Consider the following 17823-nt stretch of genomic DNA (forward strand, 5'->3'; position numbering starts at 1 on the left):
TTCACTGGAACTGACCTCTCGGCATTTCCTGACAACAATAAAAATCAGGGCCCTGTCATGAAAAGAATATTTGGCAAGCTATACGTGCAAGTGCTCATCGCGGTCATCCTCGGCGCGCTGGTGGGCGTGCTGGTCCCGGAAACCGGTACCGCGCTCAAACCGTTGGGCGATGCGTTTATCAAACTGATCAAAATGCTCCTGGCTCCGGTGATCTTCCTCACGGTAGTGACAGGCATCGCCAAGATGGAGAACATGAAAGAGTTAGGGCGCGTCGGTTTTCGTGCGCTGATCTATTTCGAAGTGGTGTCGACCCTGGCGCTGGTCGTCGGCCTGGTGGTGGTTGATGTGTTCAAGCCCGGCGCAGGCATGAACATCGATGTGGCAACACTCGATGCCTCCAGTCTTGCCAACTACACCACCGCAGCGAAACACACGACGTTCATGGACTTTTTCATGAACATCATTCCAGACACTATCGTCGATGCCTTTGCCAAAGGCAACGTGCTGCAAATCCTGCTGTTTTCAATATTGCTGGGTGTCGCGCTGGCTCACGTCGGGCCGCGTGGCAAACCCTTTGTCGACATGCTCGACAGCCTGATGCAGGGCATGTTTCGCATCGTCAACATGGTCATGCGTCTGGCACCCATCGGTGCGTTTGGTGCAATCGCCTTCACCATTGGCAAATACGGTTTTGGTTCGCTGTTTTCGCTGGGCAAATTAATGGCCTGTGTTTACCTGACCTGCATCGTATTCGTGATCTTTGTGCTGGGGCCTATCTGCCGCTACAGCGGGTTCAGCCTGTGGAAGTTTCTCAAGTTCATCAAGGAGGAGTTGTTCACTGTGCTGGGCACCAGTTCGTCTGAGTCGGTGCTGCCGCAGATGATCTCGAAGATGGAAAAAGCCGGAGTGTCGAAACCCGTGGCCGGCATGATCATCCCGTCCAGCCTGACCTTCAATCCTGATGGCCAGGCGATCTACTACACCATCGCGGCGATCTTTATTGCTCAGGCGACCAACACGCCGTTGACGCTGAGTGACCAGTTGATTGTCCTGGCCGTATTGATGTTTACCTCCAAAGGATCTGCTGGGGTTACCGGCTCGGGCTTCATTATTTTGGCGGCGACGCTGTCTTCGCTGGGTACGATTCCGGTCGCGGGAATGGTCCTGCTGTTGGGTGTGGATCGGTTCATGTCAGAGGCACGGGCGATCACCAACACCATTGGAAACGGCGTCGGCACCATGGCCATCGCCAAATGGGTAGGCGCGCTGGACACGGTGAAGATGAACAAGGCGCTCAACGGTGAACCCGAGGAAGCGAAGCCTGTTAAACAGGCTGAGAATGTGGCGGCTTATCCCACGGCGGGGGGCAGTCCGTTGGTGGACGGCCTCGAAAGGGCGAGGCGCCTGTCCTAGGTTTTGTGTAATTCCAGAAGTGTAGGGCGTCTATCGAACAACATGCACTCCCTTGAACCGGGGTGCATGTTCCAGGCGATCGAGCCGTGCCGTCGCGAAATAATCACTGAATCTGTAGGAGCGCACGAGCAACGCGAGGCCGCGATGGCGGCCTGTCTCATACACCGCCATCGCTGGCCTCGTAACCTCGGTGAGCTCCTACAGGTCAGTGGTTTGCCGGGCCACAGCACGCAGGTATGAACGTATCATTCAGCTATCTGCGAAAACACTTCCCTGGCCGCAAACAGCCCGTTAAGCGCGGCGGGGAAGCCGGCATACACAGCCATCTGCATGATGACTTCGACAATCTCCTGCTCGGAGCAGCCAACATTACGTGCACCATGGATATGCACCTTGAGCTGTGGTGCTGCATTACCCAATGCCGTGAGCGCCGCGACTACGGCAAGTTCTCGGGTCTTCAGGTCCAGACCGGGCCTTGAGTAAATATCGCCAAACGGAAACTCGATAAGCAGTCGTGCGAAATCAGGAGCAATATCCTTCAGGCTCTCAATGACATTTTCGCCCGCCTGACCATCAATCTCTTTAAGCTTCGCCAAACCTCTGACATAACGTTGGTTTTCCATAGGTATCATCCTGAGATGAACTGTGCCCGGCACCTTAGGCGGGACCTTGGCTTTTGATCCAATACTCTTTCGGTGATACCTTTTCGGTATGAATGAAGCCATCGATCTGCGGCAGTTCCGGTACTTCCTTGCCCTCAGCGAGGAACTCAACTTTGGGCGTGCCGCGATGCGCCTGAATATTTCCCAGCCACCGCTCAGTCGGCAGATCCGCCAGCTGGAAACCTTGCTCGGCGTCGATTTGTTCGTGCGGACCACAACCGGCGTCACCCTGACCCAGGCGGGCCTGGCGTTCGTGCCAGAGGTCAAACGAACACTGGCACAGGCGGCGAAAGCGGTGGCAATTGCTCAAGCGACGATTGAGGATGAGTGCGATCAACTGCGTGTGGGATACACCACGGTGTTTGATCGCAGCGTCATTCCTGATGTGTCAGGGCCGCTACACCTGCGCTATCCGGGTGTGCGGATCACCGCGACCGGCAAGCACTCGATCAGGCTCGTGCGGGATATCAGCAATGGGGTAATGGATGTGGCTTTCATCGGCCTGCACACCGAGACCAAAGGCCTGAATGTCGAGACATTGCTGGAAGAGCCAGTAGTGGTTGCGCTGCCAGCCAGCCATCCCCTTGCCCGCAAGCGCAGGCTTGGTTTTTCAGATCTGGCCTATGAGTCGATATTTCGCTTTGAGCGTCGGCTGAATCCCGGATTTTATGATCATTGCCAAGCGGTCTTTGAGCGACACAACTTCAAACCGCGCACGATTCCTGAACCCGACGATCATCACATCCTGCTCGGCCTGATTGCCGAGGGGCAGGGCATCGCATTTGTTTCCGCCTCACTCAAAAATGTCACGCGGCGCGGTGTGGTCTTTCGCCCGCTCAACGATCAGGCGAGCAAGCTGTCCAGCGGGATCGCGGTAGTGTGGAATGCCCGCAAATCGTCGGCAGTTCTGCATTATTTCCTCGAACTTGTGCGGATCAAGGCGAAGCCGGAATGAGCCTGCTCAGGCGCTGAATCTACCTATTTGCGCCAGGGTGGATCATCGTTGGCACTTGATTGGTGCGCAGGTCGTTTTGCACAAGAAAAACTGATCGTTGCTGTGTAAAAAACCCGTTTGTCACACCTTGGCGTGTCGACGGATCATTTCTTCATTCTTGATCAATGGAGAACATGATGAGTACGACGCAAACTACACAGGCGCTGTCCGACTCGGCACCTGTTGCCTCTTCAGCGCCTGTTGCCTCGGGCAAGAAAATGAGCCGCCTGGCGGCTGCCAGTACCATCGGCACCACGCTGGAATGGTATGACTTCACGGTCTACAACCTGATGGCAGCGCTGGTCTTCAACGCGATCTTCTTTCCGTCGTTTGATCCTCTCACCGGCACTATTCTCGCGTTTTCCACCTATGCCGTCGGTTACATCTCACGACCTCTCGGTGGCATTGTCTTTGGGCATCTGGGCGATAAGCTCGGCCGTCGTTTTGTGTTGGTCACCACGCTGGTATTGATGGGCGTGGCCACAGGACTGATGGGCTTGTTGCCCACTTACGCCGCGTGGGGCATCTGGAGTCCGATTCTGCTGGTGGCATTGCGCTTTGTGCAGGGCGCGGCAATTGGCGGCGAATGGGCGGGCGCGGTCTTGCTCTCCATGGAGCATGGCGCGCAGCACCAGCGTGGTCGTAATGCGTCTTTCACCCAAGTAGGTCCATCGTGCGGTACGTTACTGGGCACCGGCTTCATCGCGTTGGTTTCCTGGGGGCTGAGCCCGGAAGACTTCCAGTCGTGGGGCTGGCGCATTCCGTTTCTGTCCAGTGTCGCATTGGTGATCTTTGGCCTCTGGCTGCGTCGCGGAGTGGAAGAAACCCCGGTTTTCAAGGAAATCGAAGCGCACAACGCAACGGCAAAAACGCCGATCAAGGAAGTCTTCAGTAACCACTGGCGTCGACTGCTTCTGGCAGGCGGTGCACGTGTCGGATCGGACGTTCTTTATGCGCTGGTTGTAGTGTTCACGCTGACGTACGTGACGACGGTCTTGCACTTGCCGCGACCTCTGGCGCTCACCGCGACGATGATTGGCGCGGGGCTGAACGCGATATGTGTGCCGCTGTTCGGCATCCTCTCCGACAAGATTGGCCGCCGTCCCGTGTACATTGGTGGCGCGCTGTGTGCGATGGTCTGGGCTTTTGTATTCTTCAAACTGATGAACACTGCCGAGCCTCTGTCGATTTGCATCGCAGTCGTCGTGGGGCTTGTCATTCACGCCGCGATGTACGGCCCGCAAGCTGCCTTCGTAACCGAGCAGTTTCCGACCCGGGTGCGCTACGCCGGTTCGTCGCTGGCCTACACCCTGGCGGGCATTATCGGCGGCGGCTTCGCTCCGCTGATCATCGCCAGCCTGTACAAGTCTTATAACTCGACACTGGCCGTTTCGTTGTACGTGTGTGCAGCGCTGAGCATTACGTTGATTGCACTGATCTGCGCCAGAGAGACGGCGGGTAAGCCATTGGAGAAATAGGTTGTAAGGTTCAGGCATAGAGAAAGCCCCCGAGCCAATGGTCGGGGGCTTTTTTGTGGGCGGTCTTCAAAGCGATTGTTTTGACGCGTGCTCATGTAGTCGTTCACTTCTATTCAAAAGCCATGACATGAGCAGCCCTGGAACCAGGAAACCTAGTGAGACCAAAATCCCGTGAAGTATGTGCGTCAGAGGTTCATTGAGAGTGGCAACAAGCTTCATGGGCGAAGCGACCGGGGATAGCTGCAAGAACAGGACACACAGCACTGCACAAGGCCAAATCAAACTCACACCGCGTCGTGCGCTGAGTCGCCATGCGTAGGCTGCCAGGAGGGCTGAGAAAATCCCTTCGAGAATCCAGGAGGCAGTCCCCAGCTTGCCCCACAGGCCATAACCGTAATGCTCAACCGAGTGGGGATACAGTGCCAGATCACTGTTGTGCATCGGCCAATCAGCGATGAAGTGAGAGAAGGCTGCCAGCGCGGCCACAACGGCTACTGGGCGATGCTTTATGAAAAGCAGTCCCCAAATGGCTGACCAGAATACAGCGGCAAGCAGTGAGTGATCCCAATCAATAAAGGTCAGATCAAAGAACAGGTACGGCCCACTATTTAAATTGGGGGTTACGGTGTTGAAGCCGAGAATGATGAAAATCCCATCGAGCAGATCCAAAAAGCCAACTCCCATCATGATGGGTACTGCAGGGATTTTGGGATAGCGGGCCTTGATTGCCAGACCGATGGCGAAGTGACCGACGTACATTCTGTATTCCTGTTTCAGGTAAGCCTGTCGTCTACAGGCTAGGCGCTTTTGATACTATCGGAGCCTTCAAACCAAGATTGTCGGGTTTTGGCAATGTCTGAACGATCTCCCAAGATTACATCCCCATCCTTCTCTCTACCGCCAGAGGTGGACGCGATTTTGCTTGAGGCCTCACGGGTCAGGACGTTGGTAAAGTCAGAGGCAGTGTTTGCTCAGGGATCTGAACCACTGGGAATGTTTCGTGTGATTCAAGGCACCTTGCGAGTCAATAGCCTGGGAGCAAATGGGCGCCAGCTCTTTCTTGCTCAATTGGCATCTGGAGATTGGTTCGGGGAAGTACCACTTTTGGACGGTTTGCCGAGAACGTATGACGTTCGAGCAGTCTCGCAAGCGGATATTGCGTTTCTTCCTGCAAGCGCGTTCTGGCAGATCATTGAAAGTCGGCCGGATGTTCTTCTGGCAATTACTCGTTTGGTTTGTAGCAGATTTCGAATGGCGCTCGATTGGGCCGGGAGCTCGGTCCTGAATCCTCTGCCCGTCAGGTTGGCTAACCGACTCGTTTCTTTGACCAAACATCCAGGCATTGAAGAAGAGCTCTGCCTCAGGGTAAGCCAGGAAAATATCGCCCAACAACTCGGTGTTTCTCGTCAGAGCATCAACCGTCAGCTGAAAATCTGGGAGGCCGAAGGCCTGTTAGTTGTTCGATACGGCGCCGTCACGATCCTGGATCTGCAAAAGCTCAGGGATGCAGCACAAGAGAGTTAGCGGGGAGGGGAATGAAGATCGGGGCATTGAACAGCGCAATGCCCCGATCTTTATCAATTAATCAGACAACTCATTTCGTACGGCTGACTTTCACATCCTTGAACAGGCAGAACACCAATACAGCAGCCAGAATTTCCAGCGCAGCCACGAAGTACAGACCTGCTGCCAGGCTGCCAGTCAGTGTGCGCAGCCAGCCGATCATGTAAGGCGCGATGAAGCCTGCCAGGTTACCGATGCAGTTGATCAGTGCAATGCCGCCAGCCGCTGCGGTACCGGCGAGGAACGCGCCAGGGATCGACCAGAACACCGGAAACGCAGCAAGGATGCCGGCTGCTGCGATGGTCAACGCAATCAGGGCCATGGTCGCATTGCCCAGGCAAAGACCGGTTGCGATCAACCCCAGACCTGCCAGCAAGGCGGCAGTGGCGCAATGAATGCGACGCTCGGCGGTTTTGTCCGAATGATGACCGTTCCACAGCATGGCCAAGGTGCCGACGATAAAGGGAATCGCCGCCAGCAAGCCGATGCTCATGGTGTCGTTGACGCCCAGCGACTTGATCACCGAGGGCGTCCAGAAGGCAATAGTGGCGTTACCCGAGACGATGCAGAAATACACCAGCGTACACAGCCAGACCTTGGGGTTGCGGATCAGGGCTTTCAGGTCGCTGTGTTTCTCCGGCTCCGCATCTTCGCGGGCAATCACTGCGCTGACCATCTGTTGCTCAGCAGGGCTTAGCCACTTGGCATTGACCGGTTTTTCCGGCAAATAACGCAGCACGGCGAAGCCTGCGATCACCGACGGTATGCCTTCGAGGATGAACAGCCACTGCCAGTTCGCCAGGCTACCGACACCCACCATGCGGCTCATGATGAAGCCGGCAATCGGCCCACCGACGACACCGGCAATCGCGAACGAGGTCATGAACATCCCGTTGATGCGTGCCCGTTGTGCGGCCGGGAACCAGTACGTCAGGTACAGCACCACGCCAGGAAAGAACCCGGCTTCGAACACACCCAGCAAGAACCGCAAGATGTAAAACGACATCGGGCTGGAGACATAGGCCATCGCCATCGACGTCAGGCCCCACAGGATCGTGATCCGGGCCAGCGTACGACGTGCACCGATCTTTTCCAGCAAGAGGTTGCTAGGCACTTCGAACAGGAAATAGCCGATGAAAAAGATACCGGCTCCAAGCCCGTAGACGGCCTCGCTGAAGCCCAGATCATCGAGCATGGCCAGCTTGGCGAAGCCGACGTTGACCCGATCGATCCAGGCCAGCACAAACAGAAACACCAGAAACGGAAGCAAGCGCCAGGCAATCTTGCGGTAGGTTGCAGCGGTCGCGGCCTTGTCAGAGGCACCTTCAGCTGAGCTGGCGGGCAGGGCGGGATTGTGGTTCATGTTGCATCTCCATCGATCAAGAGCTGGCGGCTTTCAGAAGCCGCCATAGCGGTTCGCGCGTGGTATCGGCCACGAGCGCAACGACAATCACGCTTACGTTTAAGGGGCGCGCAACAGGGCTTCGACACTGCGCGCGATTTGCAATACTCGGGCGTCCTGGCCGTTCAGCCCGGCAATCGACAACCCCACCGGTAATTCACCCGCTACATGACACGGCAGACCCAGTGCGCACCCGTCGAGAAAATTGATCACGCTGGTGTTGCGCAGAACCAGGCCGTTAGTGGCGAAGAAATGAGCATCGTCCTGCTCCAGTGGCGCCAGTTCAGGCGGAACCACCGCAACACTGGGCATCAGCCATGCATCGGCATCCGCCAGCTTCTGGCTTGCCAGTGCGATCATCTTCTGACGCTCGGCCAGCAGATCCAGGTAATCGGCGGCGCTCAATGCTTCGCCGCGACGAATGCGCTGTGCCACGCGTGGGTCGTAGTCCGCAGCGTGCTCACCGGTCAGCCAACCCTGATGCAGATACCAGGCTTCGGCCGCCGTCAGCCCACCGGCGGCATTGATCTTCGGCAGTTCGTGCAACTCGGGAAAGTCGAACCAGCGAATCGATGCACCGGCGTCACTCAGGCGTTGCAGGCAGCGTTCAAACGCAGCCGCGACGGTTGCATCGACATTGTCCATGACGAAATCACGGGTGACGGCCAGACGCAGCCCTTGCAGTGAGGCAGGGCGAGTATCAAGGGTTTCGCCTGACAGGACGCTGTCGAGCAAAATACTGTCGTCGACATTGGCGGTGAGCGCGCCAATCGAGTCCAGGCTCGTTGCCAGCGGAAATGCCCCCTGGGCAGAGACACGGCTGGCGGTGGGCTTGAACCCTACCAGTGAGCAGAACGCCGCAGGTATGCGAAGCGATCCACCGGTGTCAGTACCCAGCCCGGCCACTGCCATGCCTTCGGCCACGCTGACGGCTGCGCCCGAACTTGATCCACCGGCGATGCGCCCGGCAGCGACGGGGCTGACAGGTGAGCCGTGATGCGGGTTCAGCCCCAGACCAGAGAACGCGAATTCACTCATGTTGGTGCGACCCAGCAAAATCGCACCGGCAGCTTTCAAACGAGCGACGACCGGAGCGTCAGCGGTAGCCGGGGCATTACCGGCCAACACTTTGGAACCCGCGGCTGTGACCTGACCGGTCACGTCGAACAAATCCTTGATCGAAACCGGCAGGCCAGCCAACGGGGAGGCCACATAGCCTGCGGCGCGCGCCAGGTCACTGGCCTGCGCGGCTTGCATGGCACTGTCAGCATCCACCGTTATATAGGCATTACCGCCTTGGGCGCGGTGTGTATTGATACGTTCCAGCGCAGCCGCGACCAGGGCCTGACTGGTCGTGGCGCCACTGGCAAGATCTTCAGCAAGCTCTTTGATTGGCTTCATCGATATCACTCCGCGACTGGCAACGGTTCCACGCTGTAGGCATGGCGCAGGCTGCGGTTCAGTACAGGGTCGAACAGTTCCATTTCGAAGGTTTCGCCGTAGCCCAACTCACCAATCACGGGTTGAGTACCGCAGAACATTGCGGTGCCTTGCTCTAGGCTCGCGCTGTCATTGAGTTTGGCCAGCAGGGTTGCCGGGGCCAGCAGGCTGGTGACCGGACCTTCCTGATAGAGCGTGCGGGCACCGTCGCGAGTACGCCAGGTGCGCATGATCAGTTGATCCCAATGCCCCTGGACTTCATCGAAAAGCCACGCAGTAGCGGCAATCGGCTTGTCACACATTTGCTTGGAAACGGTGACGTCGAAGGCCTCGACCTTGCGGTCTGTGTGGTCCGAGCCCAACCCGACCAACAAGCCAAGGCTGCTGGGGATGAGGACGAACTCGGTTTCGCCGGAGGAATCTTTCCCGGGCACCTGAATGGTTTCAGATGGGTTTAGCAGGCTGGCGGCGACACGATAGAAGCAAGGAATCTGTGTCGGGCGGCGAACCCCAAGGGCTTCCAGCTCGGCAATATGGTGTTCCACTGCGGCACTGTTGCGACCGGCCCAACCGGCAATGATCAAGTGATCGATGTCTACAACAACTTCGCCATGGTTAGCGACCTGAAGATTTAGCTGAGTCAAAGCGGTGCCCTCGTTTGAGTAGGAAGAACATCAGTGCGTCGTGAAGTTACACTGATATATCACAGGTTTATCAATACGCAATTGATATGCCAGCTCTGTGGAGCTTGCAACTAATCTGATTATTATCAATAGGTTGTGAGTATTTCCGAGGGGGGATGGAGTAATCGAAAACGTTACCTGTTACCCGCGTTGCACCACATTTGAGCGATCGGCGCTCACTAATGGCGCGTTTTGTTACCGGCTGGCAGCGGCGTAGAAAGCGACAATCCAGCCGATATGAAATACAGTGATATATCAGCGACGCCTTGAGGATTAACCGATTGCTTGATTCAACTGACCTGCCGAACGCCGACGAAGTTGGCAAATCACCCGCTAAAAGTGGGGCCAGTCTGCGCGAACTGGCGTATGTACAGATCAAGCAACGGATCATTTCCTGCCACTTGCGGCCGGGCGAGGCTATCAATGAGGCGCAACTGACTCAGTTGCTGGGGCTTGGTCGTACCCCGGTGCATCAGGCACTGCACCGTCTGGAAATGGAAGGCATGGTGACTATCCTGCCGCGCAAGGGCGTGATGGTGACACCGATTTCGCTTAACGACATCCTCGACATGATCGAAGTGCGCAGAACCAACGAAGAGTTGTGCGTAAGACTGGCCGTCGAACGCGCCCAGGAGGAAGACTTCACGCGTATGCGCGAGATTATCGGGCGTACCCAGCCACTTTTGGAGCGCCGCGACGTAAAGGGCCTGATGGAAGTCGACCTGCAGTTTCACCTGGCGATATCTGCCGCTGCGCGCAATCGGGTGTTGGCCGAACTGCTGCGCACGTTGCATGAGAAGCAGGCGCGCTTCTGGTTTCTGACGTTGTCTGAAATGCATCACAGTGAGCGTATCTACGACGAGCACATGCAGATTCTGACCGCGATGCAGAACCGCGACAGCGAAGCGGCGATCAAAGCCATCCATCATCACATCGATGACTTCCGCCGAGCCATCATGCGCACCTTGTGACAGGTCTGCATCACCGGTCGAGCCACATACAGCGTGTGCGTCGATCTGTCGCGATATCCCGTGCCTTGAAAACTCTGGCGTGCAACTTGCGTGTGGATCCGGCGTACTGACGCCGTTTGCGTAGGTGGATCAACTATTTTCTGTACGGGCTGTTGTGCATGAACATGAAGTTTCTGGAAACCTTTGTATGGGTCGCACGGCTGAAAAGCTTTCGCCTGACCGCCGAAAAAATGTTCAGCACCCAAGCCTCGATTTCCAACCGGATCGCCGCGCTGGAGGAAGAGCTCGGCGCCAAGCTGTTCCTGCGTGACTCCAAACGTGTGTCCCTGACGCCCGAGGGCGAGCGGGTGCTCGATTATGCCGAGCAAATGATCGACACCCTGCACGCGCTCCAGCAATCAATCAGCGCGACCAGCTACCTGAAGGGATGCCTGCGGATCGGCATCATGGACACGGTCATTCATACGTGGCTGAGCCCTTTCATATCGACTCTCATGGAGTGCTACCCAGCGGTTGAAATCGAACTTACGGTCGATACATCGCTTAACTTGTGCGACCAGTTGCAGAAGGGCTATCTGGATTTGATCGTGCAGACCGATATGGTCCGCAGTGACTCCGTACGCAACCAGCACCTGGCGGTATTCCCGGTTGAGTGGATTGTTCCGGCAGGCTCCATCTACCATCGCAGTTATGCGTCGATCTATGAGTTGGCGGGTGAGCGGATCATCACCTATTCCCGCAATTCCCGTCCGCATCAGGACATCCTCAATCTGCTGCACGCAGGGGGCGTCGAGAACCCGAGGATCAGTTGCGTCAACTCGGTGGCTGCCATGACCCGGCTGGTCTGCGACGGATTTGGCATCGGCGCCTTGCCGGCCTCGTTGGTGAGCAAGGAATTGGCCGATGGCAAGCTGTACATCCTTGAAAACGTACCCCGGCCTCAGGCGCTGGATATCATTGCCTGCTGGCGCGCCGGGGTAGGCCTGGAGCTCACTGAACAGGTGGTGAGCATTGCGCGTCACACGCTTGAGCAATACGCCAGAGAGATGGGGCCGGACATGGTGATTCTCAGCACTGCGAGGTAGGGCTGAAGTCCCGGCTATTGAAACAAGCCTTCTGGTTTGCGGCCGCTCTCAGGAACATCAAATCGAAGTTGTCAGCCATGAAAAGCCTTCCGGCAATGCAAATCCTGCATAGCTGCTAGAACGTCCGTCATGTTGTTGCGAGGGATTGATGAAGCCACCATCAATTCCTCGGTTGCGCAAACAATGACTAACAAAGGACCAGGCAACATGACTTCCCCCAAAAAAACCGCTCTCGTGGTGAGCGCTCACTCTGCCGATTTCGTCTGGCGCGCGGGCGGTGCCATCGCGTTGCATGCTGCTCAGGGTTACGAGGTGCATATCGTCTGCCTCTCGTTCGGTGAGCGCGGTGAGTCGGCCAAGTTGTGGCGCAAGGGCGCCGAAATGACCGAAGAGAAGGTTAAGGCTGCTCGTCGTGAAGAGGCTCAAGCGGCGGCCGATATTCTCGGCGCCACCGTGGAGTTCTTTGACATCGGGGACTACCCGATGCGGGCCGACAAGGACACGCTGTTTCGTCTCGCCGATGTTTTCCGTCGCGTGCAACCGGAGTTTGTGCTCAGCCATTCGCTGAAAGATCCCTACAACTACGATCACCCGCTGGCCATCCACCTGACCCAGGAAGCGCGCATCATCGCTCAGGCTGAAGGCTACAAGCCCGGAGAGCAAATCGTCGGTGCCCCTCCGGTCTACAGCTTTGAACCGCACCAGCCAGAACAATGTGAGTGGCGTCCCGACGTGCTGCTGAACATCACAGAGGTCTGGGACAAAAAATACGCAGCTATTCAGTGCATGGCAGGTCAAGAACACCTTTGGGAGTACTACACCCGCGTCGCCCTGCAACGAGGTGTGCAGGCCAAGCGCAACATAGGTATCACCGCCAGCAAAAATATCGTGTACGGCGAGGGGTATCAGAGCATCTTCCCGCGTGTGACGGAGAATCTGCGATGAGCCTTATCGGCAAGACCGGCGTAGTGGTGCGTAACATTCAACGTGCCGATGCGTCGCTGATCACTGAACTGACTCGGTACGGCGTTGCCACGGTGCACGAGTCACAGGGCCGTAAAGGCTTGCTGGGGCCTGAAATTCGACCGGTCATGCGCGACGTTGCAATCAGCGGTTCCGCCATAACGGTGCTGGTAGCGCCCGGTGATAACTGGATGTTCCATGTCGCGGTGGAGCAATGTCAGCCTGGCGATATCCTGGTGGTCGCGCCCGTTTCGCCATGCTCCGATGGTTTCTTTGGCGACTTGCTGGCTACTTCGCTGCAGGCTCGCGGCGTCAAAGGCCTGGTGCTGGATGCAGGCGTACGGGATACGCAGACTCTGCGTGAGATGGGCTTCGCCGTGTGGTCGAGGGCGGTCCATGCCCAGGGCACCGTCAAGGAAACCCTTGGTTCGGTCAATATTCCGATTGTTTGCGCGGGGCAATTGATCAACCCGGGTGACGTAGTGCTGGCAGATGATGATGGAGTGGTCATTGTGCGGCGCGATGAGTTGGCGCAGGTGATAGACGCGGGCCGCCAGCGTGCCGATCTTGAAGAGCAGAAACGCCTGCGTCTTGCGGCGGGCGAGCTGGGGCTGGATATCTACAACATGCGTCCACGTCTGACTGAAAAAGGACTCAAGTATTACGATAGCCTCGACCAGGCGATTCGCGATCAAACGGGGACCTGAGCAATGGCGCAAAACCGTATTCCCTGTTTGATGATGCGCGGGGGCACCTCCAAAGGCGCCTATTTTCTTGCTGACGATCTGCCATCCGACGCGGTTCGGCGTGATGCATTGCTGCTGGCTGCCATGGGATCGCCGGACCCAAGACAAATCGACGGTATTGGCGGTGCCGATTCGCTGACCAGCAAAGTCGCAATCATTCGTCGCTCATCACGTCCCGGGGTTGATGTGGATTACCTGTTTGCTCAGGTTGTGGTTAACGAACCACGCGTGGATTACGGCCAGAACTGCGGCAATATCCTCGCTGGCGTCGGACCTTTTGCCCTGGAGCGTGGGTTGTTACCGATCGTGGACGGGCAGACCCCGGTCCGGATCTACATGGAAAACACCGGTCAGACCGCAACTGCGCTGGTGCAGACCGCTAACGGGCAAGTGCGTTACGACGGTGAAGCACGGATTGACGGAGTACCCGGTACTGCTGCGGCGGTGGTTGTCCGTTTTGATGACATCGCCGGATCAAGTTGTGGCGCTTTACTGCCCACCGGTAATGCCCGTGACCGTTTCAACGGCATCGAGGTCACCTGCATCGATAACGGTATGCCCGTTGTGCTGTTACGAGCCGCCGATCTGGGGCTGAATGGCCAGGAAAGCCCAGCCGAGCTTAACGCCAATGAAGCTTTGAAGGCGCAACTGGAGTCGATTCGCTTGCAGGCGGGAACGCTAATGAAACTGGGGGACGTCAGCGCTCGCACGGTGCCCAAAATGAGCATCGTGTCTTCACCGACCAAGGGCGGATCAATCAGCAGCCGGACTTTTATTCCTCATACCTGCCATGCCGCGATCGGTGTCTTCGGCGCGGTGAGCGTAGCCAGTGCGTGCCTGGTTCCAGGTGCTGTCACGGAAGGCCTGGCCAATGTTCCACCGGGCGACAATCTCGCGCTGTCGGTAGAGCACCCCACAGGGGAGTTCACCGTCGAGATACGCCGCGACAAGGGTGAGATCGCCGGATGCGGTTTGTTACGCACGGCGCGCCTGTTGTTCGACGGTCATGTGCTGATCCCGGAGCTGGCCGTTGCAAGAAGCTGATCCTTCCTCGTGGTTAGCCGCCAGAGCGAACACACGTTAAAGTGGTGTTTTGCTCTGGCGTTCCTTATGGATCTTAAGCAACTGGAATGTTTTGTCCGGGTGGCCGAGTTTGGCAGCTTCACCCGTGCCGCCGCAGTATTGAATCTCTCGCAGTCGGCAAGTGCGTCAGCTCGAAGTCGAGTTGCAGGAACATCTTCTTTTACGCAATGGCCGGAGCGTGCAGCTGACGGCATCGGGGCAGCGCTTATTCAGCCACGGCAAGGGCATTCTGCGGCAAATACAGGTCGCGCGTGAAGAGTTGCGAGAGCAACGTGGCACGCTTTCCGGCAAGGTAGTCATTGGCTTGCCGCCAAGCATCTCCCGACGTCATACGGTCGCATTGGTCTCAGCCTTCCAGGAGCGATTCCCAGGCTGCACGCTGGGAATCAAAGAAGGCCTGAGCCATTCGATGCGCGAATGGCTGCTGCTGGGTCGCCTGGACTTCGCGCTGCTGTTCAATCCCGGCCAGAGCGGGCAGTTGAACTACCAGCATGTGCGTGCCGAGCCACTCATGTTGATCGGCAGTGCCGATTCGGAGCTTCCCGCCGAAGTCTCCATGCTCGATCTTGGCCGTTACCCGCTGATCACGCCCAGCGAACCCCATTCAATCCGGCGCCTGATCGAGTCCGAAGCGGCTCGTCATTCGGTCGCCATCGATGTCCGTCTGGAAATAGACAGCATCCCTTCAGTACTGGAACTGATACGTCTTGGCATGGGCTACGGTGTGCTTTTCCAGTCGGCGCTGACCAGACGTGATGATTCGTTCGAGGGACTCAAGGCCGCACAAATCATCGACCCTGTCATTCAAACGCACCTGTTTGTGGCCACCGCCGAACAACGGCCGCTGTCGCGCCTCGCGGAGCAGGCATTGGCGCTGGTTCATGAGATATGCATCCCTAAGGATTAGCTATGCGAAACGTGCATAGCTGCTAGAAAACAGGTCCTGTTGTTGTAGGGAATCGACAACGCCACCATCAGGCATCGACTCCACTAACACCAATAAAAGGACACGAGATGAAAAGTTGCCTTGCTCCGGACGCCCATCCAACGCGCCCTCGACATGCGCTGCCTGAGGGCGCATGGGATGCTCACTGCCATGTGTTCGGCCCTGCCGACCAATTCCCCTACGCCAATGACAGAAGCTATACGCCCCCCGATGCCCCTTATGACAATCTGCGTGCGCTGCATGATTATCTGGGCTTCAGTCGCGGTGTGATTGTGCAGGCGAGCTGCCACGGCAGTGATAACCGCGCCATGCTCGACACCATTGCCCGGGCAGAAGGGCGGTATCGCGGTGTTGCCATTGTTGATGGCAGCGAAACCGATGAACAACTCGCAGAGCTCGATGAGGGCGGCGTGCGCGGGGTGCGGTTCAATTTCGTTGCTCATCTGGGCGGTGCACCGGATCTCGACGTGTTCGATCAGACCGTCGACCGCCTGGCTGATCTCGGTTGGCATGTGGTGCTGCATCTGGATGCGCAGGACATCGTGACGTATGCAGAGCGGCTGGCACGCATACCCGTGCCCTTCATCATTGACCACATGGGACGGGTCAAAGCTCAGGACGGCCTCCGGCAACCGGCATTCGAAGCCCTGCTGGGGTTGATGGAAAATCCATTGGCATGGGTCAAAGTGTGCGGAGCGGAGCGTGTGTCGGCAGGGCGTCGGCCATTCGACGACGCTGTGCCCTTCGCGCAACAACTGATTCAGGCCGCGCCAGGGCGTGTTCTGTGGGGCACTGACTGGCCGCACCCGAATATAACAAAGGACATGCCTAACGATGGCGGGCTCGTGGACTTGATGTTCCAGTTCTGCCCGGACGCCTCTGTGCGTCACAAACTACTGGTTGAAAACCCTCTCAAGCTCTACGGACGTTGATTAGCTCGTATCACGCAACGCCTTCCAACAATAAGACAGACAAGAGTCCAGATCATGACCCCGCATCCGACATCTGCTGAAGCACAGTCGCCTCCCGCGCAAGGTGTGAAGGCCAAGCAACCGTTCTACAAGGCGATGTACTTTCAGGTACTGATAGGCATCGTCGCCGGTATTGCTGTCGGCCATTACTGGCCGACATTTGCCGCCGACCTGAAGCCTCTGGGCGACGCATTCATCAAGCTGATCAAGATGATCATCGGGCCGGTGGTGTTCTGCACCGTTGTCAGCGGTATTGCGGGCATGCGTGACTTGAAGAAGGTAGGGCGGGTAGGGGGGAAAGCGCTGCTTTACTTCGAAGTGATTTCCACTGTGTCGTTGATCATTGGCCTGATTGGCGGGCATCTGTTCAACGCAGGCGGCGGGTTCAACGTCGACGTGAATAGCCTGGATGCATCTGCAGTCACCGGTTACGCCGAAAAAGCCCAGCATATGCACATGGTGGACTTCCTGATGGGCATCATCCCCTCGACATTCGCCCAGGCTTTCTCGGAAGGGAACGTGCTGTGCATCTTGCTGGTGTCGATCCTGTTCGGTTGCGCCCTGTCGTCCATGGGTGAAAAGGGCAAGCCTGTTTACGACATGATCGAAGGGTTGTCGGGCGTTTTCTTTCGTATCGTGCACATCATCGCCAAGCTCTCTGCTATCGGCGCGTTTGGCGCCATAGCGTTCACCGTGGGCACTTATGGCGTTGGCTCACTGTTACCGCTGATGAAGCTGGTGGGCAGCTTTTACATACTCTGTGCGCTGTTCGTCGTACTGGTATTGGGGGCGGTGGCACGGGGCTGCGGTTTCAGCATCATCCGTTTCATGGGCTACATCAAGGAAGAGCTATTGGTTGTGCTGGGCACCAGTTCCTCGGAAGTGGTACTGCCGCAAATCATGGAGAAGATGCAGCGGCTTGGCTGCTCGAAGCATGTTGTCGGGCTGGTCATTCCGACCGGATATTCCTTCAACCTTGATGGCACCAACATTTATCTGACCATGGCGGTGCTGTTCATTGCTCAGGCGTTGAATATCGATTTGACCCTCACCCAACAGCTCACTCTGGTTCTGGTGGCCATGATGACCTCCAAGGGTGCCAGCGGCGTTTCAGGTGCAGCCTTCGTGATGCTGACCAGCACGTTGATGGTTGTGCCGCTGGTGCCGGTGGCAGGCATGGTCCTGATTCTGGGTATTCACCGCTTCATGGGCACCGGGTTGGCCATCACCAACCTGATCGGTAACGGCGTGGCCGCACTGGTGATATCTGCCTGGGAGAAAGAGCTTGATCGCGACGTGCTGGCCAGGGAATTGAACAGCAAGTCGTAAACCCGCTTAGCGGTACCTCCAACACCTACACCTCTAACAATAACTGCGTCCTGTCCGGTTCATACCGGGCAGCGACGCCTTGCATCCGGAAAAT

The 17823-nt window shown here is 57.2% G+C and carries 17 protein-coding genes and 1 pseudogene; 13 read left to right on the top strand and 5 right to left on the bottom strand.

Translation table 11 applies throughout. The annotated features are described in order from the left end of the window. Positions 1 to 57: 57 nt before the first annotated feature. Complete coding sequence (locus tag EE949_RS11760) at positions 58 to 1413, top strand: dicarboxylate/amino acid:cation symporter (RefSeq protein ID WP_122664438.1); 1356 nt, start codon at positions 58 to 60, stop codon at positions 1411 to 1413. Positions 1414 to 1658: 245 nt separating this feature from the next. Here the strand turns inward: EE949_RS11760 and EE949_RS11765 are convergent, their stop codons facing one another. After that, entirely contained in the window at positions 1659 to 2036 is a 378-nt protein-coding gene (locus EE949_RS11765) for a carboxymuconolactone decarboxylase family protein (RefSeq protein ID WP_122664439.1), read from the bottom strand. Positions 2037 to 2124: 88 nt separating this feature from the next. Between EE949_RS11765 and EE949_RS11770 the strand changes: the two genes are divergently transcribed. Both EE949_RS11770 and EE949_RS11775 read left to right on the top strand, forming a co-directional pair. Further along, positions 2125 to 3030 (top strand): LysR family transcriptional regulator, encoded by a 906-nt coding sequence (locus EE949_RS11770; protein ID WP_122664440.1) that lies wholly within the window; start codon positions 2125 to 2127, stop codon positions 3028 to 3030. A 176-nt stretch (positions 3031 to 3206) separates the two neighbouring features. Continuing rightward, entirely contained in the window at positions 3207 to 4547 is a 1341-nt protein-coding gene (locus EE949_RS11775; protein WP_122664441.1) for an MFS transporter, read from the top strand. A 66-nt stretch (positions 4548 to 4613) separates the two neighbouring features. Here the strand turns inward: EE949_RS11775 and EE949_RS11780 are convergent, their stop codons facing one another. After that, positions 4614 to 5306 (bottom strand): hypothetical protein, encoded by a 693-nt coding sequence (locus EE949_RS11780; RefSeq protein ID WP_122664442.1) that lies wholly within the window; start codon positions 5304 to 5306, stop codon positions 4614 to 4616. Positions 5307 to 5399: 93 nt separating this feature from the next. On the opposite strand from EE949_RS11780, the gene EE949_RS11785 reads away from it, so the two are divergent. Further along, positions 5400 to 6071 (top strand): Crp/Fnr family transcriptional regulator, encoded by a 672-nt coding sequence (locus EE949_RS11785; protein ID WP_122664443.1) that lies wholly within the window; start codon positions 5400 to 5402, stop codon positions 6069 to 6071. A 70-nt stretch (positions 6072 to 6141) separates the two neighbouring features. Here EE949_RS11785 and EE949_RS11790 read toward each other — a convergent pair whose 3' ends face one another. From EE949_RS11790 to EE949_RS11800, 3 genes are all read right to left on the bottom strand, one after another. Continuing rightward, entirely contained in the window at positions 6142 to 7473 is a 1332-nt protein-coding gene (locus EE949_RS11790) for an MFS transporter (RefSeq protein WP_122664444.1), read from the bottom strand. 99 nt (positions 7474 to 7572) lie between these two features. Next, positions 7573 to 8913, bottom strand: coding sequence for an amidase (locus EE949_RS11795; RefSeq protein WP_122664445.1), 1341 nt, complete (start codon positions 8911 to 8913; stop codon positions 7573 to 7575). 5 nt (positions 8914 to 8918) lie between these two features. Next, the gene (locus tag EE949_RS11800) at positions 8919 to 9596 is read right to left on the bottom strand and encodes a DUF2848 domain-containing protein (RefSeq protein ID WP_122664446.1); all 678 of its coding nucleotides are present in this window, start codon (positions 9594 to 9596) and stop codon (positions 8919 to 8921) included. 320 nt (positions 9597 to 9916) lie between these two features. On the opposite strand from EE949_RS11800, the gene EE949_RS11805 reads away from it, so the two are divergent. The 9 genes and pseudogenes from EE949_RS11805 (at position 9917) to EE949_RS11840 (ending at position 17729) form a co-directional block, all read left to right on the top strand. Beyond that, positions 9917 to 10606 carry a GntR family transcriptional regulator gene (locus EE949_RS11805; protein ID WP_205505096.1) on the top strand — a complete coding sequence of 230 codons (690 nt, stop codon included), beginning with the start codon at positions 9917 to 9919 and terminating at the stop codon, positions 10604 to 10606. 158 nt (positions 10607 to 10764) lie between these two features. Next, complete coding sequence (locus EE949_RS11810) at positions 10765 to 11691, top strand: LysR family transcriptional regulator (RefSeq protein ID WP_122664447.1); 927 nt, start codon at positions 10765 to 10767, stop codon at positions 11689 to 11691. 207 nt (positions 11692 to 11898) lie between these two features. Then, on the top strand, positions 11899 to 12636 hold the full coding sequence (gene galB, locus EE949_RS11815) for a 4-oxalmesaconate hydratase (protein WP_122664490.1): 738 nt from the start codon (positions 11899 to 11901) through the stop codon (positions 12634 to 12636). Then, positions 12633 to 13361 (top strand): 4-carboxy-4-hydroxy-2-oxoadipate aldolase/oxaloacetate decarboxylase, encoded by a 729-nt coding sequence (locus EE949_RS11820; protein ID WP_122664448.1) that lies wholly within the window; start codon positions 12633 to 12635, stop codon positions 13359 to 13361. The genes galB and EE949_RS11820 overlap by 4 nt, the downstream gene beginning before the upstream one ends. Before the next feature lie 3 nt (positions 13362 to 13364). Further along, complete coding sequence (locus EE949_RS11825; RefSeq protein WP_122664449.1) at positions 13365 to 14444, top strand: 4-oxalomesaconate tautomerase; 1080 nt, start codon at positions 13365 to 13367, stop codon at positions 14442 to 14444. A gap of 66 nt (positions 14445 to 14510) precedes the next feature. After that, a pseudogene (locus EE949_RS29795) lies at positions 14511 to 14564 on the top strand (hypothetical protein); the annotation flags it as partial. 40 nt (positions 14565 to 14604) lie between these two features. Beyond that, on the top strand, positions 14605 to 15390 hold the full coding sequence (locus EE949_RS11830; RefSeq protein WP_240350639.1) for a LysR substrate-binding domain-containing protein: 786 nt from the start codon (positions 14605 to 14607) through the stop codon (positions 15388 to 15390). 107 nt (positions 15391 to 15497) lie between these two features. Then, positions 15498 to 16361 carry an amidohydrolase family protein gene (locus EE949_RS11835; protein WP_122664450.1) on the top strand — a complete coding sequence of 288 codons (864 nt, stop codon included), beginning with the start codon at positions 15498 to 15500 and terminating at the stop codon, positions 16359 to 16361. Positions 16362 to 16415: 54 nt separating this feature from the next. Beyond that, complete coding sequence (locus EE949_RS11840; protein WP_122664451.1) at positions 16416 to 17729, top strand: dicarboxylate/amino acid:cation symporter; 1314 nt, start codon at positions 16416 to 16418, stop codon at positions 17727 to 17729. The last annotated feature ends 94 nt before the right edge of the window (positions 17730 to 17823 follow it).

The sequence above is a fragment of the Pseudomonas viridiflava genome (genome assembly GCF_900602065.1).
GTDB lineage: Bacteria > Pseudomonadota > Gammaproteobacteria > Pseudomonadales > Pseudomonadaceae > Aquipseudomonas.